The 25861-nt window shown below is 44.2% G+C and carries 24 protein-coding genes; 22 read left to right on the top strand and 2 right to left on the bottom strand.

Features of this window, described 5'->3' with window-relative positions; all coding sequences use genetic code 11:
• From essC to HMPREF9380_RS10870, 14 genes are all read left to right on the top strand, one after another.
• The gene (gene essC, locus HMPREF9380_RS10805; RefSeq protein ID WP_002931576.1) at positions 1-4416 is read left to right on the top strand and encodes a type VII secretion protein EssC; all 4416 of its coding nucleotides are present in this window, start codon (positions 1-3) and stop codon (positions 4414-4416) included.
• Between the two features lie 25 nt (positions 4417-4441).
• Positions 4442-5083: a hypothetical protein gene (locus tag HMPREF9380_RS10810; protein WP_002931575.1), complete on the top strand. Its 642-nt coding sequence runs from the start codon at positions 4442-4444 to the stop codon at positions 5081-5083.
• 16 nt (positions 5084-5099) lie between these two features.
• Positions 5100-5489, top strand: coding sequence for a hypothetical protein (locus tag HMPREF9380_RS10815; RefSeq protein WP_002931572.1), 390 nt, complete (start codon positions 5100-5102; stop codon positions 5487-5489).
• Between the two features lie 12 nt (positions 5490-5501).
• Complete coding sequence (locus tag HMPREF9380_RS10820; RefSeq protein ID WP_002931570.1) at positions 5502-5834, top strand: hypothetical protein; 333 nt, start codon at positions 5502-5504, stop codon at positions 5832-5834.
• Positions 5831-6493 carry a hypothetical protein gene (locus HMPREF9380_RS10825; RefSeq protein ID WP_002931568.1) on the top strand — a complete coding sequence of 221 codons (663 nt, stop codon included), beginning with the start codon at positions 5831-5833 and terminating at the stop codon, positions 6491-6493. Before HMPREF9380_RS10820 ends, HMPREF9380_RS10825 begins: the two co-directional genes overlap by 4 nt.
• Before the next feature lies 1 nt (position 6494).
• Positions 6495-6938, top strand: a complete 444-nt coding sequence (locus tag HMPREF9380_RS10830; RefSeq protein WP_002931566.1) for a hypothetical protein — start codon at positions 6495-6497, stop codon at positions 6936-6938.
• On the top strand, positions 6935-9133 hold the full coding sequence (locus tag HMPREF9380_RS10835; protein WP_002931564.1) for a hypothetical protein: 2199 nt from the start codon (positions 6935-6937) through the stop codon (positions 9131-9133). Before HMPREF9380_RS10830 ends, HMPREF9380_RS10835 begins: the two co-directional genes overlap by 4 nt.
• A 1-nt stretch (position 9134) precedes the next feature.
• Positions 9135-9602, top strand: a complete 468-nt coding sequence (locus HMPREF9380_RS10840) for a hypothetical protein (protein WP_002931562.1) — start codon at positions 9135-9137, stop codon at positions 9600-9602.
• Positions 9599-10483 (top strand): DUF4299 family protein, encoded by an 885-nt coding sequence (locus HMPREF9380_RS10845; RefSeq protein WP_002931560.1) that lies wholly within the window; start codon positions 9599-9601, stop codon positions 10481-10483. The genes HMPREF9380_RS10840 and HMPREF9380_RS10845 overlap by 4 nt, the downstream gene beginning before the upstream one ends.
• Before the next feature lie 199 nt (positions 10484-10682).
• The gene (locus HMPREF9380_RS10850) at positions 10683-10895 is read left to right on the top strand and encodes a hypothetical protein (protein ID WP_002931558.1); all 213 of its coding nucleotides are present in this window, start codon (positions 10683-10685) and stop codon (positions 10893-10895) included.
• A 169-nt stretch (positions 10896-11064) separates the two neighbouring features.
• The gene (aspS, locus tag HMPREF9380_RS10855; protein WP_002931555.1) at positions 11065-12819 is read left to right on the top strand and encodes an aspartate--tRNA ligase; all 1755 of its coding nucleotides are present in this window, start codon (positions 11065-11067) and stop codon (positions 12817-12819) included.
• Positions 12806-13741 (top strand): YitT family protein, encoded by a 936-nt coding sequence (locus HMPREF9380_RS10860; RefSeq protein WP_002894123.1) that lies wholly within the window; start codon positions 12806-12808, stop codon positions 13739-13741. The genes aspS and HMPREF9380_RS10860 overlap by 14 nt, the downstream gene beginning before the upstream one ends.
• A gap of 182 nt (positions 13742-13923) precedes the next feature.
• Complete coding sequence (locus HMPREF9380_RS10865) at positions 13924-15201, top strand: MATE family efflux transporter (RefSeq protein ID WP_032907079.1); 1278 nt, start codon at positions 13924-13926, stop codon at positions 15199-15201.
• The gene (locus HMPREF9380_RS10870; RefSeq protein ID WP_002931550.1) at positions 15198-15812 is read left to right on the top strand and encodes an HAD-IA family hydrolase; all 615 of its coding nucleotides are present in this window, start codon (positions 15198-15200) and stop codon (positions 15810-15812) included. The genes HMPREF9380_RS10865 and HMPREF9380_RS10870 overlap by 4 nt, the downstream gene beginning before the upstream one ends.
• 47 nt (positions 15813-15859) lie before the next feature.
• On the opposite strand, the gene HMPREF9380_RS10875 is transcribed toward HMPREF9380_RS10870, so the two are convergent.
• Positions 15860-16345 carry a YcxB family protein gene (locus HMPREF9380_RS10875; protein WP_002931548.1) on the bottom strand — a complete coding sequence of 162 codons (486 nt, stop codon included), beginning with the start codon at positions 16343-16345 and terminating at the stop codon, positions 15860-15862.
• A 110-nt stretch (positions 16346-16455) separates the two neighbouring features.
• Here HMPREF9380_RS10875 and polA point away from each other — a divergent pair, with 110 nt between their 5' ends.
• The 3 genes from polA to HMPREF9380_RS10890 all read left to right on the top strand — a co-directional run bounded on the left by polA (position 16456) and on the right by HMPREF9380_RS10890 (position 20323).
• Positions 16456-19098 carry a DNA polymerase I gene (polA, locus tag HMPREF9380_RS10880; RefSeq protein WP_002931546.1) on the top strand — a complete coding sequence of 881 codons (2643 nt, stop codon included), beginning with the start codon at positions 16456-16458 and terminating at the stop codon, positions 19096-19098.
• A 273-nt stretch (positions 19099-19371) separates the two neighbouring features.
• Entirely contained in the window at positions 19372-19809 is a 438-nt protein-coding gene (locus tag HMPREF9380_RS10885) for a CoA-binding protein (protein ID WP_032907078.1), read from the top strand.
• Position 19810: 1 nt separating this feature from the next.
• Entirely contained in the window at positions 19811-20323 is a 513-nt protein-coding gene (locus tag HMPREF9380_RS10890; protein ID WP_002931539.1) for a kinase, read from the top strand.
• A 16-nt stretch (positions 20324-20339) separates the two neighbouring features.
• On the opposite strand, the gene HMPREF9380_RS10895 is transcribed toward HMPREF9380_RS10890, so the two are convergent.
• Positions 20340-21215: a DUF975 family protein gene (locus HMPREF9380_RS10895; protein WP_002931537.1), complete on the bottom strand. Its 876-nt coding sequence runs from the start codon at positions 21213-21215 to the stop codon at positions 20340-20342.
• Positions 21216-21367: 152 nt separating this feature from the next.
• Here HMPREF9380_RS10895 and tgt point away from each other — a divergent pair, with 152 nt between their 5' ends.
• From tgt to HMPREF9380_RS10920, 5 genes are all read left to right on the top strand, one after another.
• On the top strand, positions 21368-22510 hold the full coding sequence (tgt, locus tag HMPREF9380_RS10900) for a tRNA guanosine(34) transglycosylase Tgt (RefSeq protein ID WP_002931536.1): 1143 nt from the start codon (positions 21368-21370) through the stop codon (positions 22508-22510).
• A gap of 25 nt (positions 22511-22535) precedes the next feature.
• A complete protein-coding gene (locus HMPREF9380_RS10905; protein WP_002931535.1) occupies positions 22536-23174 on the top strand; it encodes a uridine kinase family protein in 639 nt (212 codons plus the stop codon).
• A 231-nt stretch (positions 23175-23405) separates the two neighbouring features.
• Positions 23406-23942, top strand: a complete 537-nt coding sequence (gene nusG, locus HMPREF9380_RS10910; protein ID WP_002894018.1) for a transcription termination/antitermination protein NusG — start codon at positions 23406-23408, stop codon at positions 23940-23942.
• Between the two features lie 423 nt (positions 23943-24365).
• Complete coding sequence (locus HMPREF9380_RS10915; protein WP_032907077.1) at positions 24366-24956, top strand: peroxiredoxin family protein; 591 nt, start codon at positions 24366-24368, stop codon at positions 24954-24956.
• A 63-nt stretch (positions 24957-25019) separates the two neighbouring features.
• Positions 25020-25861, top strand: an 842-nt coding sequence (locus tag HMPREF9380_RS10920; protein WP_002931532.1) for a vWA domain-containing protein, incomplete at its 3' end; no start/stop codon positions are given.

Here is a 25861-nt window from a genome sequence, read left to right as displayed (position 1 = left end):
ATGAGCAAGACAATCATCATCTATACAGACCATCTGCGCTATGAGCTACAGCTGACAGAGGACAAGAAAGTTCTCTTGGCAGCGAGTGAGAAGGCTCAGCTTTACCTGCCCCATCAGGAAACTCCTATCCAGCTTCAGCTAGCTGAGGGGCAAGTCTTTTATCAGATGGGGGAAGATACGGGTGTCGTAACTGACGGCTTGGCCTTGGGTAATCTCACCTTTTATCAATCTGATTCAGAACCATCCGTTTATGACCTGCTGGACAGAAAAGAGTTGCTCATCAGCGACCAGAAGGGGGCTGACATCAGCTTGGAAGCGCCTTTGGAGTTGCTCTTGAAGCGAACGAATGATTCTTGGCTTTTGACCAAGATGCGAGGTCAAGTCTACCTCAATCACATTGAGTGGACGGGAGACCAAATCCAGCTGGAAGCAGGTGACGAGCTAAGCTTGGAGGGTATCTGCCTCAAGGTCTATCCAGAAGAAATCTGGGTGACTGGTCCAGCTACGGTCAGCCCTAACCTGACCTTGCGGGGGGCTTCTCGTCATGGTTTTTATCCAGACTATCCAGACTATCACCGCTCACCGCGGATTATCTATCGGAGCTCAGAGGACAAGATTCAGATTGCTCCGCCAAGCAAGGAACCTCAAAAGCCCAATGATGAGCTCTTGAGACTGATTGTGCCGCCACTTCTCATGGTTGGGGTGACGGTACTGATTACACTAGTTCAGCCGCGGGGGATTTATATCCTCGTTACAGTTACTATGTCAATCGCCAGTGCTATCTTTTCGGTTCGAGGTTTCTTCAAAAACCGCAAGAAGTTCAAGGAAGACAAGAAAGAGCGCATCGATCTTTATCACCTCTATCTAAAAGATAAGGCTATTGAGCTGAATAAGCTGGAACGTGAGCAGCGTGATGGCATGCTTTACCATTTCCCAAACATTAACGAATTAACGGGTCTGGTGACAGACTACAGCCACCGCATCTACGAGAAGACACCGCTGCACTTTGACTTTCTCTACTATCGCTTGGGACTTGGCCAGGTGCCAACCTCTTATAAGCTGACCTACGGTCAAGAGGAGCGGAGCGGCAAGAAAGATGCGCTGGAAGAGGAGGGCTATGCTCTCTACACTCGGCATAAGAAAATCCCCGACCTTCCTATCGTGGCTAATCTCAGCCATGGACCGGTCGGCTATATCGGTCCGCGCAATCTGGTCCTAGAACAGCTCCAGCTCTTGGTCATGCAGTTAGCGGTCTTTCACTCCTACCACGATGTGCAGGTGATTACCATCATGCCAGAGGAGGAGCGCGATCAGTGGGATTGGCTGCGCTGGCTGCCGCATGCGACTCTACAAGAGCTGAACGTCCGTGGCTTTGTCTATAACCAGCGGACGCACGATCAGGTCCTAAACAGTCTCAATCAGATCCTGAAACTGCGCAAGGCACAGAAGGAAGAAGCAACCCGGCAAGAGACGACGCTCTACAGTCCTCACTATGTGGTCTTGGTCACGGATGAAAAGCTGATTCTCGACCATATCATCATGGAGTTCTTTACTGAGGATCCGACTGACCTGGGCTGCTCACTAATTTTCGTGCAGGATGTGATGAGCTCTCTGTCTGAGAATATTAAGACGGTTGTCAATATCAAGGACCGCAACACTGGTCAGCTGGTCATGGAAGAAGGAATCCTTAGAGAAATTGACTTCCGCTTGGATCATTTCCCAGAAGGCTATGACAAGGAGCGAATCGCTCGGACCTTGGCGCCGCTCAATCACTTACAGAATCTCAAGAGCTCGATCCCTGATACTGTGACTTTTATGGAGATGTATGGGGCAGAGACCTTCTCAGACCTGCAAGTCTTGCAAAAGTGGCAACAGAATGCGCCGTATAAGAGCTTGGCAGTGCCTATCGGCCTGCGGGGTAAGGAAGACCTGGTCTACCTCAACCTGCATGAAAAAGCTCACGGCCCGCACGGGCTGATTGCCGGGACAACTGGATCTGGGAAGTCGGAGACTATCCAGTCCTATATCTTGAGTCTGGCCGTCAACTTCCACCCGCACGATGTGGCCTTCCTGCTCATCGACTACAAGGGTGGGGGAATGGCCAATCTCTTCAAAAACCTGCCTCATCTCTTGGGAACCATTACCAACTTGGACGGTGCCCAATCCATGCGGGCGCTGGCTTCCATCAATGCGGAGATTCACCGTCGGGAGCGGCTCTTCAGAGAGTTTGAAGTCAATCATATCAACCAATATCAAAAGAAATTTAAAAACGGGGAAGCAACCGAACCTCTGCCCCATCTCTTCCTCATCTCGGATGAGTTCGCAGAGCTCAAGGTCAACCAGCCTGACTTTATCAAGGAGCTGGTATCCATCGCTCGGGTCGGACGTTCTCTCGGGGTCCACTTGATCCTGGCCACTCAGAAGCCCTCTGGGGTGGTGGATGACCAGATCTGGTCCAACTCCCGCTTTAAGCTGGCGCTCAAGGTAGCAGACCGGACGGACTCGATGGAAATGCTTAAGACGCCTGATGCGGCGGAGATCACCCAGACTGGACGGGCCTATCTGCAGGTCGGGAATAATGAAGTCTATGAACTCTTCCAGTCAGCCTGGTCAGGGGCAGACTACCAGCCGGATAAGGATGAGCTGGGTATCGAAGACCATACCATCTACCTGATTAACGACCTAGGCCAATACGAAGTGCTCAATCAAGACCTGTCAGGTCTTGACCTAGCCGAGGATATCAAGGAAGTACCGACAGAGCTGGAGGCTATTGTCAGTCAGATCCAACTGCTGACAGAGAGCCAGCAGATCCCACCGGTACCACAGCCATGGCTGCCACCGCTTAAAGAGCGGATGACCCTACAGGAACTGGAACCGATCCAGCCGCAGGAAGCCTGGGAGCAGAAGAAGCCTGTCTCCGTCCTTCTGGGAATGGCGGATATTCCGCAGGCACAGAAGCAAGAGCCTGTCTTTGTCAACCTGTCCAAGGATGGGCATATCCTGCTCTACGGAAGTCCTGGTACGGGGAAGACAACCTTCCTGCAGAGTGCGGCCATGGACTTGGCTCGCAAGTTCAGTCCCAAAGATGTCACGCTCTATCTAATGGACTTCGGAACCAATGGTCTGGCACCACTGGGGCAATTACCACAGGTAGCCGATACCCTGCTTTTGGATCAGACGGAGAAGATTGCCAAGTTTGTTCGTATCATGGAGCGGGAGCTCAACCGGCGTAAGAAGCTTTTGTCCGACTACGGTGTTGGTACACTAGAGCTCTACCGTCAGGCTAGCGGTCAGGAAGAACCGGCTATCGTCATCCTGTTGGACAGCTATGAGTCCATGAGGGAAGAAGCTTATGAAGCGGAGCTCTTCAAGCTTTTAGTGCGGATTTCTCGTGAAGGTCTCAGCATTGGTGTTCACCTCTTGGTAACAGCGGGCCGTCAGTCCAACCTTCGGGCGCAGTTCTATGCCAACTTCAAGCACCAGCTGAGTCTGCCACAGAATGATTTCGGAGAAGTCCGCTCTATCGTGGACTCTACCCCACTGGCGAAAACGATGGAAGACATCAAGGGTCGGGCGCTCATGAAGCGTGACGAAGTCGATGTTATCCAGCTGGCTTTGCCGGTAGCGGGTGCCAATGATGCGCAGGTCCTCAACAACCTGCGTCAAGAAGTCGCTTCTCTCCAAGAAGCTTGGACCGGACAGCGACCAAGTGCCATTCCGATGGTACCAGAGGAGTTGACGATTGATGAATTTATGAATCTACCGACCACTAAGGAAGCCATTGAGAATCACGAACTACCAATTGGTGTGGAATTTGAAGAAGTTCAGACGGTTAGTCTGCCGTTTAGTAAATTTAAACATCTGCTCGTGTTATCTGATAAAGATACTGCTATGACTGCTGTAACAAACCATATGATAAGAATATTGCTTCATATGTTTAACAAAGAGATGATTACCATTTTTGATTCAATTGCGGAACACAGTCAGTTTTCAGATAATGTAGGTAATTATATAGGCTATGATATGGATTGCCGTTCGACACTTGAGTTCTTGAAGGAAAGGGTTCTTATGGCTAGAAAACAACGTAGTACTTTTGAACATTTTGTTGTTATAACGGATGTCTCACAGTTTGTTTCGCAAAGTAACATTGAACCTAATGAGCTTGCTCTCCTAATAGAGGAAGGACAGAGAGTAGGACTTCATTTCATCTTTGTTACCCACAAAACATATCTTGCCAGTTATACAGACATAACTAAATACATGAAAGCTCATTTAGACACAGCTCTCATAGCTATGAAAATGAGTGATCAAAGTATCTTTACTCGCTCATCTATGGGACGAGAGGAGCCACTGTTAGATGATCAAATTTACTTCCACTATCAGAACGTGCAAGTAAAACTAAAGATTACAAAATAACTAAAGAAACGAGGAAGTGATTAAGATGTCTAAGGAACAGTATTTGCAAATAAAAAAAGAGTATAGAATCAGACTTTTTTTGATATTTTGTCTTTTTATTCTATTTTCTATTCTTTATTGTATGCTTCTATTCAGTTCTTCCAGATACATACCGTTCTTCTCAGCCTCAATAGTGACTTTAGGATCTATAAATCAATTTCTTATTGTTCCTTTTTTGAAACAAAAAAAATCTATTGAAGAGGAGCATCCAGATTGGAAAGAACTGAGTCCAAAAGGAGTGAAGCTTCCTAGTAAGGAAGCAACCCAAAGAACACTGGCTGGCATTGGTGCAACGTTCATTTTGCTTTTGACCTTTGCTATGTTTTATAGGCCAGTTCAGCAACAAGATATTAACGTGAGAGAATTCAATGATAGGCCTAAAATAAATTTTGACTCATCAACGCCAACTACCTCAACTACTTCCTCTGAATCTTCTAGTTCGGACTCTTCTTCAACAGAGCAATCATCAACTGGAACAGAAGAAGATCAGACGAACCAATCTAACAGTGATACTGGTAGTTCATATCCTCACATATATGGTACAGATGATGAAGTCGTGAAAAAGGTTATAGATAAATCCGTGCAAGACTTGAAAGAAAAACAATCAGGTGAACAATCCGGAAACTAGAAGGAGGCAGAAATAAATGAGTGATGCTAGTTTGATAGCTCAAATCGATAGTGATAAAGCTAAGCGAGATAAGTATAAGAGAGTACGAAATTCGATTCAAAATCATGGATTAGATACGGATATTGATCTTAGTGTCTATCAGTATTATATAGAATTATCTGAAAAAGCTATTTCTAAGATTGATGGGAATGAAGGATATCATTATCTATCTAATCTAAAGTCTAAATTGGAGTCGGATAAAAAAACTGTAAAAGAGTATCTTGATTTTGTGAAAGATGCCAACTCATCTTTCAAAGACTTATATGTGACATTAGGAGAGAAAATCGCAGATTTAGAAAAATCTATCAGCCGTAACAGGGCTGCTTATAATAAAGGAAAACCAATTTGGGAACAACTTTGGTGGTAAGAGGAGAAGCTTATGGATACAAATATAAATGCTATTGATAACAGCTATACTAGTAATGTGGTTACATATGATGATAGTCAGATAGAAACTGTAATAAGTGAATTAAATGAAATCAAAAGTCTTCTTTCAGATATTGATGCCGAAATATCTGGCCTTGAAGCAAATGAGACAGAATGGAAAGGTGAAAGTAAAAATCAATACTTGGACTTGAAAAGGTTTGTTAAATTATATAGGACTGATTATGGAAAGAGTATAAAAGAACTTCAAACAGCTGTATCAGGTCTTAAAAAATTGCTTGGTTCTATATCTAGTTCTCATGTAATAAAGGAGATTGATAACGCATGATATTTACGTTAGAAGCTTTATATACGTTACATTTATTTAATGATTATTCGGATGATTTAATATTTCTTCCGCTTCCGGCTCCAGCTGAATGGACAGGAACCCGAAAAGAAAATCTTTTATGGGTTTTGGAGAAGGGCTTTGAAGATTTAAAGGAGCTTGGGCTTATAGTTGACAATCAGCCAACAGAGGAATGCGCGATGTATGGAGCTTATTTGAAAGAGTATCATAAAGCATCTTATCACTGTCAAGTTGATCAACGGTTTTTCTATGCTCCAGGGGTTGATCAGTTCAAGAGAATGGCAGTTATCATTATAGAAGTTGGTGAAAATCAATTTCAAATTGATCGTGCGGGATGTGCAGTTTTTCTAGCATTTTTGATGGAAAGTCATAACGTTTTACAAAATATTGATGACACCGTGAAAGATTATATCCACTCTCAATGGGAAGAAGAAGCTTTCATGAGCTTGGTGCTTCATCACGGAAATGATGAAGCTATTCGAATTCGAGTTAACGAATTGTCAAAAGATACGCAGGATATCATCTATTTAAAAAACGATAACCATCTTTATGAATATGATTTCTATAGGCAAATCCGACGGTCAATTGACAGTGATCAACTGAAAGAGCAAATTATAAAAAAATTGAAAGTGAGTCTTTAATATGCCAGTAGATATTAAATTAGTTCTGTCAGACCAAGAACAACTTATTTATCATAGTTTAAATATGGTCAATCTGGCTGGACAAATTGTTACAAAAATTCAAAGTGTTAGATCAAATCTTCCCAACCTTTCGTCTGAAGGCGCCTTTCACGATTTTATAGGAAAGGGTGATAGTAATGGTGGTTTATCCCGTTATCACCTAAAAGCACAAGAGTTTGAAACCATTTGTGAAGTACTCTACCGACATTCAAAAAATACTTATGATACAATGATTGATATGGACAAAGTATTAGCAACCTCAATTGCCAATCTAGTCTTGAACGATCCAACTGCAAAAGCAGAAGACAAGGAAGCTATTAAACGGGATCCAAAAGGATCTATTGACCAGATTAAGCGTAATTACCAAGAATATAGAAAGAGTCTTGAGGGAGGAGCACAGAAATGACAAAGTACTACTCTAATCAACCAGACTTTTCCACAGAAGCACCAGATCCAGCATATAATTATTTCAGCTCAATGAGTGATATCATGGATAATATCGAAGCTGCTGGGAATACTGTAAAGTCTGAAGGTGTTGAAGACCTATATACCCAGAAGGGGGAAGCCGCCTTAGGTGTAAAAAAAGATAGTAGTATCTTCGACAAATCGATTCAGCGCATTTATAGTATGTTAAATAGCGCGAAGAAAGTCCACTCAGACATCATGCAAAATATTGACAATAAGTTCACCCGAGGAATGGATGATGCGTTTAAGAGTCTAAATAATGTCAATGGAGATAAAAAACCTTACGAGAGTAAATATACAAAAAAAGATACGATTAAATATAAGCAAGAAGCAGGTGCAAATGGTTTTGAACAGAGGGCTTATAATGATCCCCAACCGTACAAATTACACGAACTTTTAGATGGGAAGGCTAGTCCTATTGAGGCGGCAAAGGATGTTTATGAGACTCGCTTACAGGCAGCAAAAGCCTATCTAGCTCAAAAAGATAAGCTGACTGATAAAGAAATAAAAAATTTAGAAGGGAAAAGTGCAGAAGATATTGTTGAGGCGTATTTCCCAAGCAAAATACCTGATTATCAGGGGTTGAAAGCTAGTCGCTTTCAAGAAGAAAATAAGGATACTTTGCAGAAAGTTGATATTGGCTTAAAGGTTTTAGCCGGTTTAGCAGCAGCGGGAGGTATTATCTTTGCTCCTTTTACTTCTGGAGCATCTTTGACCCTAACTTATGCAAGTGGTGCCTATCTATTTGCGGACAATGCTTACTCCGCGTGGACAGGTCAGACTATGATAACAGGCGATCGTCTTTCAACTGAGGATCGAGTTTGGGCTGGGATAGATGCAGCTACGACTTTGGCATCAATGGGCTCACTAGCTTATCTGACGAAGTTTGGCACATCGGGTCCAAACTTATTGAAGAATTTGGCAACATTAGGAAAGTATGCGGACGATGCCAATGATGTCTCAAAGGTTTTCTATACAGTAGCAACAGATCAAGACTCAAGCACGGCACTTCAGAATTTAGTGATTGGGCAAGTCACTAGCTTTGGAGTAGGCAAGGCTGGTAATTACTTTGGTGGGAAGTTCGGCCGTGGAGGCACGCCAGACTTGGATGTGGACTTACCAGGTGGAAGCAGACCAGCAGGTGATTTTGATATATCGAGCAAAGTTGGACAGCTACCCAAGCTGGATCCAGCTAATGTACGTTTGAGTAGTAGGCCAGATCTGCATCTGAAAGCCAGTTCAGCTGATATGAGCCTGGCTAAGCTGAAACCCCATCCAACAGTCAGCGTGGATGTACCGAAGGTCAAGCAGATATCAGGCGACGGCGCAGTCAAGGCTGTTAGCGGAGTCAAGCCAGGAGATGTGGACGTGCCGAAGGCCAAGGGAACAGTCAATCCATCACCAAGTCAACCAACAACTCGAGCAATTATTGACCAAAAATTACAAGAGTATGGTGTTTCTTGGGATGAGTTTAATCGACTAAGGAATACGCATGTAACCAAAATGACACAGTCTGAATATGACATGATGATTGATATTCGTAATGCAATTCCGTATCCAGATGATTCAACAGTCATGCAAAAGATTATGCCTATTGAAGCTGAGGTTTGGCTATTCGATAGGAAGAAAAAAGCAACAGCAGGTGGCTATGCAGCCAGACGTTCGGATGTGAAAAATATTACTAATATCAGAGAAGCTGTAGAAGGCTTGCGACTAGACTATGAAGGATCTCCATTTGTTGAAACTATGATTGATGCAAATGGCAATAGGGTTGCAGTACGTGATCAGAATGGTAATTTAGTTCTTAAAACCGATGCATACCTTCGCTTAGAGTACACTACTGATGAGACGGGCTATATTAAAATCCCATATGGGGATATGGAAGGGAATTTAATAGATGGAAAAGGTAATATTGTGATGAATAGCTCTACAGGCAAGCCTAAGAAAGTAATAGACCCTGCTAGTGGAAATGGCTTCATAAAATCAGATTCAGACGAGTTTTTGGTTCCAGAATATCTTCATTCAGATAGAAGTAGACTCAAGGAAGGTTCTAAATTATATCTAAATGTCGGAGGCGAGGAAGTCTTGGTTGGTAGGGTTAATAAAGATGGTATAATGGAATACGTGGAGGGATAAAATGGATAAAGAATATCTAGTTTACCAAAATAAAGTATACTCTAATTTTGTGAATTATATAAATGACTATATCCTACTTTCAAAAGATCCAGCGATGTTGGAAGAAGGCTACGTTCCCTATAGTTTCTATGTAGATGATGCCGGAGAAGGCGTATACGGGAAGCTTGTGCCTTATAGTGAGGTTAGTCAGAGGTATTCGGTTTATGATCGTGTCCTATATAAAGGTCAGGAATTTACAATGGCTGGTCACAAGCATGGGGATGATGATTTTACAGCACCCGATTCTTATGTGCGACTCCTGGTTTTTGATAAAGAATTTCTAATTGAAAACAATTTAGCTGATGATGCGGAATTATTGGATGAGAAATATGGCCAGACCATGTATGCATCAGGGAAAATCCCTGTCAGCGAAGTAACGATTCTACGTCGTAGAAAGGATTTGCCAGTAGACCGAAGGAGAAAAATATGAAATCAGTTATTTTTACAATAAAAAGCAACCAATCACTAAGAATTGGTGAGGTGCTTCAAGCAGAACTCTTTGAATGTTACAGCGTTTCCGCTAAGGATGCAGGATTAAAGCCATCTGCGGACTCTCTTATTTCGGATTTCCATTCTGTTCAGTTTGGGGTCAAAGAGAAGTCTAGTTTAGGGTTCCGTCTATCTTTTGATGGTCAAGCTTATCAGGTATCTGTTCCAGATTTGGCGACAGCTTCTGACTGGACTGGGGCCTTGATGTTCTTGAAAACCTTGCTCATTCTCTTAGATGTAACTGTATGTGAACATGATGGTGTGGCGTATGATAAAGATTCTATTCTAGAATTTCATTTCACAGATATTTTCTTATCAGCTCTTTCAGAATTGACTAAGGAAGTAAAAGTCAATCCTATAGTAGAAGTTATGGGAGTGAAACGTCCCATTTACATCAATGAACTCTACCTAGGGCAGATTATCCATGTTCCGGACGAGCAACTTTTGAATAGCTATGACCAGCGTTTGCGCTTTACCCAACAGCTGAATGCTTATTACTCTGAGCAGCAAGTTTTTAAAGTAGAGCAGGATGGTGAAGATATCATCATCCCTGTCAACTATCTAAATAGTGAAGGACGAACAATCTTACCATCTCAACCAGAGTTAGAACCTCAATATTTGCAACAGTATAGAGGAAGTAAGGTTGCAGTTGCACGACTATTTATCATGACAGCCGATGGGGAAAAACTAGCCGAAGTTCCTTATCGTCAGTACTTAGAGTCATTGACTGAAGGCATCTATATGCTGGATGCCAAGTATGTTCTTGTAGACCCGATTTCACCTGATACTTTGCAGGAAATAATGGAAAAACTAGAATTATAAGCGATAAAATCACTGAGATAAGAACTTTCTACTAGTCAGTTGGCGATTTAATTACAAATTAATTGTTTAAAAAATGTATGGATATCCACCTGAACTTAGCTTTGCGCCTCATTCTTCTACTTGCTATTCTCCAAAAGTTTCCGGTTTCCGTCCTAACCTTCCTTTCTTATGCTATAATAGTCTATAGAAAGTCGAGGGAATGATGAAGAAAATATTATTGGTAGTTGTAGTGCAGAGCTTGGCTATCTTTGTGATTACTGGTCTGCTTTGTTTATTTATGCGGGGGGATTTTTTCTTCCGTGCTTTAGCGCCAATTTTTGGTCTAGCAGCGGGAGGGTTTCGCTTCTTGACAGCCATGGTGACAAAAGCATTTGCGCCCAGTCTCTATGAGGATAGCAAGAAAAAGGAATAATCTATAGAGTAGACAGTAGGTCTGGGGTCTTTGCCTCAGGCCTTTTGTCATAATTGTCAGCATTAGTCATGTGAAGCTTTAATATTTTTCAGAAAAAGAACGGACAGAAGGGCTTTCTTAGGCGCTTTGTGGTAAAATAGTAACAGAATTAAAAATTTGGAGAGTAAAGATGAAACGTTCTATGTATGCTGGGCGTGTTCGCAAGGAGCATGTTGGTCAGGAAGTCACTTTGAAGGGCTGGGTAGCCCGCCGTCGGGATTTGGGCGGTCTGATTTTCATTGATTTGCGCGACCGCGAAGGCATTATGCAGCTGGTCATCAATCCTGAGACAGTGGCTGCAGAGATCATGGCAACAGCAGAAAGTCTGCGCAGTGAGTATGTGATAGAGGTGACAGGTAAAGTGGCTGCGCGTGAGCAGGTCAATGACAAGCTGGCGACAGGAAGCGTGGAGCTACATGTGGAAAGCTTGACTGTCTTAAATACAGCCAAGACGACGCCTTTTGAAATCAAAGACGGCATTGAGGTGAATGACGATACGCGCTTGCGCTACCGTTATCTGGACTTGCGCCGGCCAGAAATGCTGGAGAACTTCAAGCTGCGTGCCAAGGTGACCCACTCTATCCGCAATTATCTGGATGAGCTGGAATTCCTTGATGTGGAGACACCATTTTTGTCCAAGTCAACACCAGAAGGGGCGCGTGATTACTTGGTGCCTAGCAGGGTTCATCAGGGGCATTTTTACGCTCTGCCACAAAGTCCGCAGATTACCAAGCAGCTCTTGATGAACGCTGGTTTTGACCGTTATTACCAGATTGTTAAATGCTTCCGTGACGAGGACTTGCGTGGTGACCGTCAGCCAGAGTTTACTCAGGTGGACTTGGAGACTTCTTTCTTGTCTGATCAGGAGATTCAGGACATTACAGAAGGCTTGATTGCTCGTGTCATGAAAGAGACCAAAGGTATTGATGTTTCTCTGCCTTTCCCTCGTATGAAGTATGATGATGCCATGGCTCTTTATGGGGTTGATAAGCCTGATACTCGTTTTGAGATGTTGTTGCAGGACTTGACAGAGCTTGTCAAGGGAGTTGACTTCAAGGTCTTTTCAGAAGCTCCAGCTGTCAAGGCAATCGTGGTGAAAAATGCTGCAGATAAATACTCTCGCAAGGATATAGACAAGCTGACAGAGCAAGCAAAACAGCATGGTGCTAAAGGTCTTGCTTGGGTGAAAGTAGCTGATGGTGAACTAGCTGGTCCAATTGCTAAGTTCTTGACAGACTTGACAAGTCAGTTGACAGAAGCTTTACAGCTTGAAAATAATGACCTAGTTCTCTTTGTAGCTGATACTTTGGAAGTGGCAAATGCTGCTTTGGGAGCTCTTCGTGTACGTTTGGGCAAAGAGTTGGACTTGATTGACCCAGATACATTTAACTACCTTTGGGTGGTGGGCTGGCCCATGTTTGAATGGTCAGAAGAAGAGGGGCGCTACATGAGTGCCCACCATCCTTTCACCCTGCCTCAGAAAGATTCTGAGCAAGAGCTGGAAGGTGACCTGAGCAAGGTACGGGCTGTGGCCTATGATATCGTCCTTAATGGCTATGAATTGGGCGGCGGCAGTCTTCGGATCAACCAGAAAGACTTGCAGGAGCGGATGTTTAAGGCGCTTGGTTTCTCACCTCAAGAAGCTACTGAGCAGTTTGGATTCCTTCTGGAGGCTATGGACTATGGTTTTCCACCGCATGGCGGCTTGGCACTAGGTTTGGACCGCTTTGTGATGCTCTTGGCTGGTGAAGAAAATATCCGCGAAGTCATTGCCTTTCCGAAAAATAACAAGGCTTCTGATCCAATGACACAGGCACCTAGCCCAGTGTCGGTCGCTCAACTAGAGGAATTAAGTTTACAAGTGGAAGCACATGAAGAAGACTAATTTTTACAAACTCTTTCGCTATTATGTCCGCAGGTTTGCTTATAATTTTAAGATTTTGCGGTCTTTAAAGAGTATCTCGCGTGAGAAGTACGATGAGAAGATTTCCGCCTCGCTTGTCTATGGCTTTTTGTCAGCTGTCGCAGTTAATTTCTTCTTTCAGCCGGGGCATGTTTATTCCAGCGGGGCGACTGGTCTGGCGCAGGTCATTACTGCCCTCAGTACTCGTTTCTTAGGTTTTACCATTCCGGTTTCTGTGACTTTTTACGCCATCAATATTCCGCTGATGATCCTGGCCTGGTACCAGATTGGGCATAAGTTTACCATTTTTACCTTTATCACGGTTACCATGAGCTCACTTTTTATCCAGTTTGTGCCGGAAGTGACCTTGACTGATAATCCTATTATCAACGCCCTTTTCGGTGGTGTGGTCATGGGCACGGGGATTGGCTTTGCCCTTAAGTCCAGCATTTCCAGCGGTGGGACTGATATTGTCAGTCTGACTGTTCGGAAAAAAACAGGCCGGAATGTCGGGAATATTTCCTTGATTGTCAATGGGATTATCATGCTGATTGCGGGTTTGACCTTTGGCTGGGAGTATGCGCTGTACTCCATGATTACTATTTTTGTGTCTAGCCGAGTGACGGATGCTGTCTTTACCAAGCAGAAGCGCATGCAGGCTATGATTATCACTAGCCATCCGGATAGGGTGATTGATAAGATTCATAACAAGCTGCATCGTGGGGCGACAGTAATCCATGGCGCTGAGGGAACTTATAATCATGAGAAAAAAGCTGTTCTGGTGACAGTTATTACCCGAGCTGAGTTTAATGAATTTAAGCAAATCATGAAGCATACAGATCCAGCTGCCTTCGTTTCCGTCGCAGATAATGTCCATATCTTGGGACTCTTTGTGGAGGAGTGAAGATATCCATTAAGTTTGGGAATGCGAAGTAGTATAGTGTGGGAGTTTGTGCTTAAAACGAGGTTTTGTGATAGGAGATTCATATGCGGTAGGACAATAGTCCCACCGCTTTCTATTCTCTATTGTGGAGGGGGGAAATCTCAAGTAAGAAAGGATATGCAAATGCAGGAGATTATCAGAAAATGACGACGTATAAAAAAATCATGAATATCGCCTTGCCGGCTATGGCGGAGAATTTTTTGCAGATGCTCATGGGAATGGTCGACAGCTATCTGGTGGCCAGTCTTGGGCTGATTGCGATTTCTGGTGTCTCGGTGGCCGGCAACATCATTACGATTTATCAGGCAATTTTTATCGCGCTGGGGGCTGCTATTTCCAGTCTTATTTCCAAAACTCTGGCTCAAGGAGACAAGGAGCGTTTGGCCTATCATACAGCCGAGGCTATCAAGCTGACGCTACTTCTGAGCCTTCTGTTGGGGCTGATTTCCCTGCTCTTTGGCAGGCAGATGCTGGACCTTCTGGGGACGGAAAAGGCGGTGGCTGAAGCAGGCGGTCTTTATCTGGCTCTGGTTGGTGGGACTATTGTTCTGCTAGGCTTGATGACTTCTTTTGGAGCTTTAGTGCGGGTCACACGCAATCCTAGATTCCCCATGTATGTTAGTCTTCTGACTAATGTCCTCAATGCCCTCTTTTCTGGTTTAGGGATTTACATCTTTCGTCTTGGTATTGTCGGTGTAGCGTTGGGAACGGTGCTGGCTCGTCTAGTTGGTGTGCTGATTCTTTGGCGGGAGCTGGATTTGTCCACAATCCGCTGGAGCTGGGGCTTAGATGGAGAGCTCTTGCGCCTGTCTCTGCCGGCTGCTGGAGAGCGGCTCATGATGCGGGCGGGTGATGTAGTTATCATCGCCATTGTGGTCGCCTTTGGGACAGACGCAGTAGCGGGGAATGCCATCGGTGAAGTCTTGACTCAGTTTAACTATATGCCTGCCTTTGGGGTTGCGACAGCAACAGTCATGCTGGTAGGCCATGCGGTAGGTGAGGGAGATATGCAAGAGGTCGGTCTGATTCGTCAGCGGACCTTCTGGCTGTCTTTTGCTTGCATGCTGCCCGTGGCTCTAGGAATTTTCGCTTTTGGTCGGCCACTGACCTTACTCTATACGGACAATAGCGGAGCGATCACAGCCAGTCTTTCAGTCATGCTTTTCTCCCTGCTGGGCACTCCTATGGCAGTGGGAACCGTTATTTACACAGCTATCTGGCAGGGGCTAGGGAATGCCAGACTGCCCTTTTATGCCACGACTGTTGGCATGTGGCTGATTCGCATTATTGTCGGTTACTTGCTGGGAGTGACTTTTGGCTTGGGTCTGCCAGGAGTCTGGACTGGGATGCTCTTGGACAATGGCTTCCGCTGGCTATTTTTAAAGGTTTTATTTGACAGAAAAATGAGGAAAATCACATGACAAAAGCGTTTATTTGGGATTTGGACGGCACCTTGCTGGACTCCTACGATGCTATTTTGGCGGGGATTGAGGAAACCTACGCTCACTATGGTCTGGACTTTGACAGAGCGAGTATTCACAGCTATATCCTAAAGCACTCTGTCCAGAAGCTCTTGGAAAAAGTAGCGTCTGAGAAGGGGCTGGATGCTGCCGAGATGAATGCCTTCCGTGGAGCAAGCCTAAAGGAGAAGAATGCTCAGATCCATCTGTTGGAAGGAGCAGCGGAGATACTGGCTTGGGCTGAAGAGCAAGGCATTGCTCAGTTTGTCTATACCCACAAAGGACTCAATGCCCATCAAATCTTAAAAGACTTGGGCATTCATGACTATTTTATAGAAATCATCACAACAGCCAACGGCTTTGAGCGCAAGCCCCACCCAGAAGGTGTCGACTATCTGCTTGAGAAATATAGCCTGGATAAGCAGAAGACCTACTATATCGGCGACCGGACCCTGGATGTGGATGTCGCTGCCAACAGTGGCATCCAGAGCATTAACTTCTGTGACTACCGACCAGAAATCAATCAAAAAATAGAGAAGTTGGTGGATATCAAGCATCTATTTACAAAATAAAAAGCAGACCAGAACTGATCTACTGTCAGTCTATCCTGCTTTTTCTTTTACATATGCTCAATGTGAAGTTCTAGCAAGAACTCAAGAGCCTCGGGAGAACAGTTCTTTTTTCCGATAGGGAAACCGATATTTGGTCCCAACATGATATAAAAATCATCCTTAGTATGAAAAACTTTAACGATGTCATCATAGCTATAAAGAAACTCTCCTCGTTTGCTTTTCACAGAAAATTTATCTTTCTCAAATATAAGGGTTTGCTCCATATCCTTCCAAAAAGGAGTTTTTTGATAGGCTTTCTTTATCTGAAAGTCCATGCCAAAGTACATTGCTGAGAATGTCACTAAAGATATAAATAGCACGGTAAAGAATGAAAAACGCTTCAGGTTGTCAGGTAGGAAGGTTAGATAGAGAGACAGGATTCCTATAAAAATGATGATATTCAGCAAAAAACTTTTCCCGCGTAAGAAAATAGACCAAGCAAATCGTTGATACACTTCCTCAGTCACAAGAGTTGTAATACGGATTGGAAACATCTTTTACCTCCAGTTTTTATTATTATACCATACAGGAATTATTAAAATCACTTTTTATTTTCCACGCCGCCTTTTCTGTCTTTGTCCGCCTTTCGTGTTATAATAAACCTATGGAAAAAAAGAACAAATTATTATTAATCGATGGTTCGTCCGTTGCTTTTCGCGCTTTTTTTGCGCTTTATAATCAAATCGACCGTTTCAAGAGTCCATCGGGCCTGCATACTAATGCTATTTATGGCTTCCACCTCATGCTCAATCATCTCTTGGAGCGCGTGCAGCCGACTCATGTCCTGGTAGCTTTTGATGCTGGCAAGACGACCTTCCGGACCGAGATGTACGCCGACTATAAGGCTGGTCGGGCCAAGACACCAGATGAATTTCGTGAGCAGCTGCCTTTTATCCGTGAAATGCTGAAGCACCTAGGCATTCACTTCTATGACTTGGCTCAGTATGAGGCGGATGACATTATCGGTACCTTGGACAAGATGGCTGAAAAAACAGCTGTGCCTTACGATGTGACCATTGTCAGCGGCGATAAAGACTTGATTCAGCTGACGGATGATAATACCGTGGTGGAGATTTCCAAGAAAGGCGTGGCCGAGTTTGAGGAATTTACCCCAGCCTACCTCATGGAAAAGATGGGCATCACACCAGAGCAGTTCATTGACCTCAAGGCGCTGATGGGCGATCAGTCGGATAATATCCCCGGAGTGACCAAGATCGGTGAGAAGACTGGTCTCAAGCTCCTCTTGGAGTATGGCTCTTTGGAAAATCTCTATGAAAATATTGACCAGCTCAAGGCTTCCAAGATGAAGGAAAATCTGATCAATGACAAGGACAAGGCCTTCTTATCCAAAACTCTAGCTACCATTAATACTCAGGCTCCGATTGAAATCGGGCTGGATGATTTGGTTTATAAGGGTCCTCAGGTAGAGGCTCTGAGCAAGTTCTACGACGAGATGGGCTTCAAGCAGCTCAAGGCTCAGCTAGGAACTGGTCAAGAGCCGGTAGAAGTTAAACCAATTGAATTTACCAAAGTGACTGAGGTCACAGCAGATATGTTGGCACCAGAGCAATTTTTCTATTTTGAAATCTTGGGCGACAACTATCACAGGGAAGAGATTGTCGGTCTTGCCTGGGGTGATAGCGGTCAGATTTATGTCGGTTCCAGCGATTTACTGCAGCAGCCTCTCTTTCAGGAGTTCTTGACAAAAACAGCTCTGAAAACCTACGATCTCAAGCGGACTAAGGTACTGCTCAGTCATTACGGCATTGAACTGCCGGCAGCAGCCTTTGATGCGCGCCTAGCCAAGTATCTGCTTTCGACGGTCGAGGATAATGAGCTGGCGACTATTGCTCGCCTCTACGGCCAAACAATTCTGCCGACGGATGACGAGGTTTATGGCAAGGGAGCCAAGCGCGCTTTGCCGGAGCAAGAGCAGCTCTTTAAGCATCTAGCTCGTAAGATCCAAGTACTGCTGGAAACAGAAGAGCCAATGCAAGAACAGCTCCGTTCCCACGATCAGCTGGATTTGTTGCTTGAAATGGAGCAACCGCTGGCGTTTGTCCTAGCCAAGATGGAGATTGCGGGGATCAAGGTTGAGCGGGAAACCCTGCAGGGCATGCAGGCGGAAAATGAAAAGACGCTGGAAAGTCTGACTCAGGAGATTTATGATCTGGCTGGTCAGGAGTTCAATATCAACTCGCCGAAACAGCTGGGAACTATTCTCTTTGAGGATATGGGGCTGCCGCTGGAGTACACCAAAAAGACCAAGACGGGCTACTCGACAGCGGTGGATGTACTGGAGCGTTTAGCACCGATAGCACCGATTGTGTCTAAGATTCTGGAATACCGTCAAATCAGCAAGCTTCAGTCCACTTATATCATCGGACTGCAGGAGGCGATAGCGGCTGACGGCAAGATCCACACTCGCTATGTTCAGGATTTGACCCAGACGGGTCGCCTGTCCTCGGTTGACCCGAACCTGCAGAACATTCCCGTTCGTTTGGAGCAGGGGCGTCTTATTCGCAAGGCCTTTGTACCGGAGTGGGCAGACAGTGTGCTTCTCAGCTCGGATTATTCCCAGATTGAGCTACGGGTGCTGGCTCACATTTCGCAGGACGAGCATTTGATTGCTGCCTTTCAGCATGGAGAAGATATTCATACGGCTACCGCCATGCGGGTCTTTGGTATTGAAAAGGCAGAGGATGTGACACCTAATGACCGCCGTAATGCCAAGGCCGTCAACTTTGGAGTGGTCTATGGCATTTCCGACTTTGGCCTAGCCAATAATCTGGGCATTTCCCGCAAGGCTGCTAAGGACTATATCCAGACCTATTTTGAGCGTTTCCCAGGTATTAAGAACTATATGGAAACCATCGTCCGCGAAGCGCGTGATAAAGGCTATGTAGAGACCATTTACCATCGTCGTCGTTCTTTGCCTGACATCAATTCCCGCAACTTTAACATCCGAAATTTTGCGGAGCGCACAGCCATTAACAGCCCGATCCAAGGCTCCGCCGCAGATATTCTCAAAGTCGCTATGATTAATCTGGATCGAGCTCTGACTGAGAAGAATTTCAAGTCTCGCATGCTCTTGCAGGTGCACGATGAAATCGTGCTGGAAGTGCCAAATGACGAGCTAACAGCCGTCCGCCAGCTAGTCAAAGAAACTATGGAAGCTGCGATTGAGCTGGCCGTTCCACTAGTGGCTGATGAAAATGCCGGCCAAACTTGGTACGAGGCGAAGTAAGATAAGATACAAAGAGCGTCAAAACCGACTGAAAATTAGGAATCCGGACGAAGGAGCGATGCTCCTAGAACGGATGATCTATTTTCCAAGGTTTTAGATCATGTTCAGTTTAAGATATCAAGGGCGTGAAATACAAAGTGAAAATAGAAAGCTGACACAGTATTCGATGAATGCAAGGAAGCTTGTCTTTTTCACACGGTGTTTAGCCCGGATTCAGCTAAGACGCAAATACTACAAAACTATCCAGCTTTATTATGAATGAGGAGGAAGCCTATGACTTATCATTTTCAAAATCCCAGTGATGCAATCGTCGAGCATTATTTGAAAAACAGCAAAGTGATTGCTGTTGTCGGACTGTCTGACCGTGAAGAAACGACCAGTAACCGTGTGTCAAAGGAGATGCAGGAACGGGGCTATCGCATTATCCCAGTTAATCCGCGGGCAGCGGGCAGTCAGATTTTTGGTGAAACTGTTTATGCTAGTCTCAAAGATATTCCTTTTCCGGTGGATATTGTCGATATATACCGCCGCAGTGAGTTTTTGCCAGATGTGGCACTTGATTTTCTGCAGTCGGATGCCAAGATTTTCTGGGCTCAGTTGGGCTTGGAGAGTGAGGAGGCTGAGCAAATTTTGCGGGCAGCCGGTCGGGATGACATTGTCATGGACCGCTGCATTAAACGCGAGCATACACGCTTGATTCTGGGCGAATAAGATGGCCAAGTTAGTTATCATTCGTGGGAATTCCGGATCTGGCAAGTCTAGTCTCGCTAGTAAACTGCAGGCTCACTACGGCCGAGGGACTCTCTTGATTGCGCAGGATACTGTTAGACGGGATATGCTCAAGGAAAAAGTTGAACCGGGAAATTTGTCTATTGACCTGACGGAGACATTGGCTCGCTTCGGCTACGAACATGATTTGCTGGTTTTAGTAGAAGGGTTTTATGAGACAGACATTTACGGACAGATGCTAGAGCGGTTGAAAAAACTCTTCGCTCCGCAGGTCTTTGCTTACTACTATGACCTATCCTTTGAAGAAACAGTCCGTCGCCATCAGACCAGAGCTAAACAAGAAGAATTTACCCCAGCCGACATGAAGCGCTGGTGGAAAGACAGAGACTTCTTGGGCTGGGAAGAGGAAGCCTTTTTCACAGATGAGGATTCACTAGAGGCAGCCTTTGACAAAATCTGCTCTGCCCTGGACAAGACAGAATATAATAGTAAATAAAAAACAACTCACAAGCTTAGGACAAGGAGTCCTGTGCCTGTGGGTTGTTTTCATGTGAGATTGCGTTTTCTTTTTTCAATTCTTCATAAAAGAGAATGTAAGCAGTCGCTGTATAAGGGAGAACTATAAAATTCAGCAAGCCGTAAGTTAATCTGGCCAATAAATTCCAGCCGATGAAGCTCAGATTAAGCATAAAAAGCTTTCCTTTATAGCCTTTCATTAGCTTCCGGCTTTGACGGATAGCATAGAAAGCTCCCTGGTAACTCCCAGCCTCAAGCTGATCATAGAGGATGAACTCTGCTTGAGCATAAGCATAGTACTGAGGGATGGCAATACCTAAGCCAGTGAATATCAAGAGGGTTCCCAGTAACATACCAGGGGTGTATTGAAGAATCTGCTGGCCTGCAGCACTTTGAGCCGTCACTACTGTATGGGCTGGGATTTTTTCCGAAATAGAGAGGATTTTATAAGCATTAAAGATTGCTAGAAGACTCCCGCAGAACATAGGAATATTCCAAAGAAAAATCAGCAGTTGTTTGAGCAAAACCGTCTTGAAGACAGGTGTAAAATTCTTGCTCGTAAAAAGATGGCCAATATCTGAAAAGCTGACGTCATCCTTTTTATTACGAAGAACCTTTATCATGGTGTAGCTGGCAGAAAGCAGCAGGAGAGTTGTGATAAAATGAATGATTGTCGGAAAAAGAGTCCGGCTAATCAGAAAATAAATGAACTGCCTAAAGGTCAGGCTGGGAATGGAATCTCTTAGATTGTCATAAAGGGAAAGTAAGATACTGAGGGTGCTGACAAGAGTTGGGGCCGCAAACAAAAGAAAAATCCCTCTCGTTTGGCTGCGGACGGTACGAGCCTGAGCTCTGATGTGACTTAGATTCATAATTCCTCCATTTGGATTTGTCTGTTACATTATATCATACCCCGTGACAGATAGAAGTTTTTTTGGTAAAATCATACGGTATCTTGTGAGCTATTGTTGCTCATTATATAAAAGAAAAATCGCTGGGACTGTTTTTCCCAGCAGGAGGAAACATGTCAACATCACCGATTCAATATCGTTTGATTAAAAAAGAAAAGCATACAGGTGCTCGTTTGGGGGAAATTATCACGCCTCATGGGACCTTTCCGACGCCTATGTTTATGCCGGTTGGTACCCAGGCGACGGTCAAGACCCAGTCACCAGAAGAGCTCAAGCAAATGGGTTCAGGTATCATCTTGTCCAATACTTACCACCTCTGGCTGCGGCCGGGCGATGAGCTGATTGCTCGTGCAGGTGGCTTGCACAAGTTCATGAACTGGGATCAGCCTATTCTGACGGATAGTGGCGGTTTTCAGGTCTATTCTCTAGCTGACAGCCGTAATATCACAGAAGAAGGGGTAACTTTCAAGAACCACCTCAATGGTTCCAAGATGTTCCTGTCGCCAGAAAAGGCCATCTCCATCCAGAACAATCTGGGCAGTGACATTATGATGTCCTTTGATGAATGCCCGCAGTTCTACCAGCCTTATGACTATGTCAAGAAGTCCATTGAGCGGACCAGCCGTTGGGCAGAGCGTGGCCTCAAGGCCCACAGCCGTCCGCACGACCAAGGACTCTTTGGGATTGTTCAGGGTGCTGGATTTGAAGATTTGCGTCGTCAGTCTGCTCAAGACTTGGTCAACATGGATTTCCCGGGCTACTCAATTGGAGGACTGGCTGTTGGTGAGTCCCACGAAGAGATGAATGCTGTGCTGGACTTCACAACGCCTATGCTGCCTGAAAACAAGCCTCGCTATCTCATGGGAGTTGGGGCGCCAGATAGCTTGATTGATGGGGTTATCCGTGGCGTTGATATGTTTGACTGCGTCCTGCCGACTCGGATTGCCCGAAACGGTACCTGTATGACTAGCGAAGGGCGTCTGGTTGTTAAAAACGCTCAGTTTGAGGAAGATTTCACGCCGCTGGACCATGACTGTGACTGCTACACTTGCAGCAACTATACGAGGGCTTATATCCGCCACTTGCTTAAAGCGGATGAAACCTTTGGCATCCGCCTGACCAGCTATCACAACCTCTACTTCTTGGTAAACCTTATGAAGAAGGTTCGCCAAGCCATCATGGATGATAACTTGCTGGAATTCCGTGAAGACTTTATTGAGCGCTACGGCTACAATAAATCCAGCCGAAATTTCTAAGAAGCTCCATTTGAAAGGAGAAGCCATGTCTGATGAAGAGAAATTGCTGAACAGATTGATAGCTTATCTGTCAGACGACCAGAAACACACCCTGCGTATTTACGGTCACGGTGCTTCAGGGAAGTCGACTTTTGCTCGAAAACTCCAGCTAGCCTTGGGTGAGGACCTAGCCAATCTGTTGGAAACAGATCCTTATGTAATTACTGGAGAGTATCGAGATTTGCTCAGTTCCAAAGATTTTCCTCATCAAAAAGTCACAGCCTGTATCCCAGCTGTTCATGAGCTCGGGAGTCTGGAACGAGATATTTGTGCCTTGCAGTCTGGTCTGGATATTCTGACCATTGCCACAGCTTGGTCGCCTAGCTTGCGTTTATCAGCCCGAAAGCCTATTTTAATAGTAGAAGGCATGTCGGCTGCCTTTTTGCCTGAAAGTTTGTTTGATTTGTCGATTTGCTTTTACACGGACGACCAGACTGAGTTAGAGCGCCGCTTGGCAAGAGATTTGGCTGTGCGAGAGCGCAGGCCAGATTGGATAAAGCAGACGCATCTAGCTCGACGAGAGCAATATAGGCACTTTTATCAGCCCTATCTAGCGGCTGCAGACCTTGTCATCTGCCAGTCAGGCAACAGTTTTCGCATCGAAAAGGTCAGCTCTTTGCTATAAAACAAAGTAGCTAAGAGTAAATTTTCATTTTTGATCTCACTGATGTGCGTCAGTGAGATTTTTGTTTTGAGAGTATTTGTCTAAAAGTCTGACTTTAAAAGAATCTTGAACATATTTGACAGTCTGAGAAATTATCTAATAAATTCCTTTGCATTTGAGGAAATTATGGTATAATAGGGCTAGAAAGAAGCAGAAGCCCGCAGGCTTTTTTATTTAGGAAAGGATGAACTCATGGACAGTTTTGACAAAGGCTGGTTTGTACTGCAGACCTATTCAGGTTATGAAAACAAGGTAAAAGAAAATCTTTTGCAGCGCGCTCAGACTTATAATATGCTGGAAAATATCTTGCGCGTGGAAATCCCCACTCAGACCGTGCAAGTAGAGAAAAATGGTAAGACCAAGGAAATCGAAGAAAATCGCTTCCCTGGTTATGTCTTGGTGGAAATGGTAATGACAGACGAAGCTTGGTTTGTCGTGCGGAATACTCCGAATGTAACAGGATTTGTCGGGTCACACGGAAACCGTTCTAAGCCAACGCCGCTCTTGGAAGAAGAGATTCGCAACATTCTCATCTCCATGGGTCAAACAGTGCAGGAGTTTGACTTGGATGTTAAGGTTGGGGATACCGTTCGTATCATTGATGGTGCCTTTACTGATTATACAGGTAAGATTACTGAGATTGATAATAACAAGGTCAAGATGATTATTTCCATGTTTGGTAATGACACTGTGGCTGAAGTTAATCTTAGCCAAATTGCAGAATTGTAATAATTCAAATATAAAAGAAATAAGAATAGGTCTTTAGAGCCTATTCTTATTTTTGTATGAAAAAGCTAAAAGCTACTGGGAAAGGACAAAATGAACGGTGTAGAAATGTTTTTGACTATATTAGTTAATATGTCTAATTTTTTTAAGCATAAAATTTTGCATTTTTCGTTCATTTATTCACTTTTCCTATAATAAAAACTTGAAGAAACCGCTTTGTTAAGGCGTTCTTTCGTGCATGAAAATAAATGTTTGGTCTTGCAAATGATTTGCTAATTTTTGCAGCCAAAATATTGGCAAGATGAAACAAAAATGTTATAATATGTGATAGAATTGACATAGTGTAAATTATTCGAAATACAAGTCTTAACTTAGACGGCATTAGGTCAATGATGTTAGATGTTTTTTATGAACAAAGGAGATGCGATGTTGAAAGATAAGTGGTGGCTTCCATTTCTAGCATTAGGGGTCATTATCTTAGCTGTGTTTGGTTTGCTATATATCAATAGTCCAAATAAGCAAAAGAAAGAATCGACCCAGAACACTTCCAGTTCAACTACGAATGCTGTAGCACAACATAATCTAGTTGGACAGAAGTTGCCTGACTTTGAAATGATTGATCATGATGGACAGCAAAGGAAAAGCTCGGAATTCTATGACAAACCAATGGTGATTATGGAGTGGGCTAGCTGGTGTCCTTACTGTCAAAGACAACTGCCAGAAATTCAAAAAATATATGAAAAGTACGGAGACAGACTTCACTTTGTCATGTTAAACATGCTTGGTCCGGGTCATGGCACTACTGAGACAGAGGAAACGGCTGATAAGTATATTAAAGAAAAAGGTTTTACGTTTCCTTACTACTCTGACACTGGACAAAAAGCAGCAGATATTCTTCAAGTGAGTACAATCCCTAGCATCTATCTAGTGGATAAGAATCAGGTAGTACAGAAAGTCATCTTGGAGTTTCATGATGAAGCTGCACTTGATAAGCAATTACAAAGTATTTTGAAATAAAGAAAGAAGAAAAGGAGGAAGCTTATATAAAAGTTTCTACTATTTATATAAGCTTGAGATAGCATGAGAGATTTTGTCAAAAAAGTTCTAGTTCTATTTGCAATTTTGTTCATGTCCATTCCATCGGCTACTACGGGTTCTTTTATCAGTAGTGTCAAAGCGGAGGAAAACAATCCGCTCAATATCGAGACGAGACGGATTGATGAACATACAACGATTACACAAAATGGGTGTTATCGGAAGATTGAAAAAACAGACGCAACGGACTGGACAGTTCCACGGAAACCGATTGACTTGGTTATCCTGCAGGATGCCAGTGGGTCATTCCGAACAACGATTCCAAGTGTCAAACGTGCCCTTAAACGGTTGACTACTTATGTTAGTCCAGAACAATACGATGAGACAAACCCTTATCTCGTTAAGACTGATGATCCTCGGACAACTGACCGGGTCTTCGTTGCTTCTTACCAAGGTTTGGATCAGGTGCGTTACTTTAATAATAACGATTTTAGTGGCAACCCTGCAGATACATTTACCGATCCGAACACAACTGGTAAACACTACACCTATGGCAATAGTGGTTTAACGAGCGATCAAAATAAAGTTCATAGCTTCATCGATAATATCGCTGTTGATGGTGGAACCCCAACTGTTCCAGCTATTCAAGATACAATCGCTCAGTACAACCGCGTTAAGGGTAATATGGAAAACGGTCGGAAGACGGTCTTCCTCCTGGTAACGGATGGGGTAGCCAACGGTTACCGTCTGCCAGGTTCTAACACAGTTGTCATGGATAAGAGCTATACAAGAACATGGGATATCCAACGTGCTTGGGGAGTGAATAGCTATCCAGAAGCGGCTCAAGATATTACTGGTCGTGCCAATGAATTGAGAACTGCTGGTGA

It is taken from the genome of Streptococcus sanguinis SK49 (assembly GCF_000212815.1).
Lineage (GTDB): Bacteria > Bacillota > Bacilli > Lactobacillales > Streptococcaceae > Streptococcus > Streptococcus sanguinis_C.
Note: the sequence above shows the minus strand (reverse complement) of the source record. Positions and strands in the feature narration are given on the sequence as shown.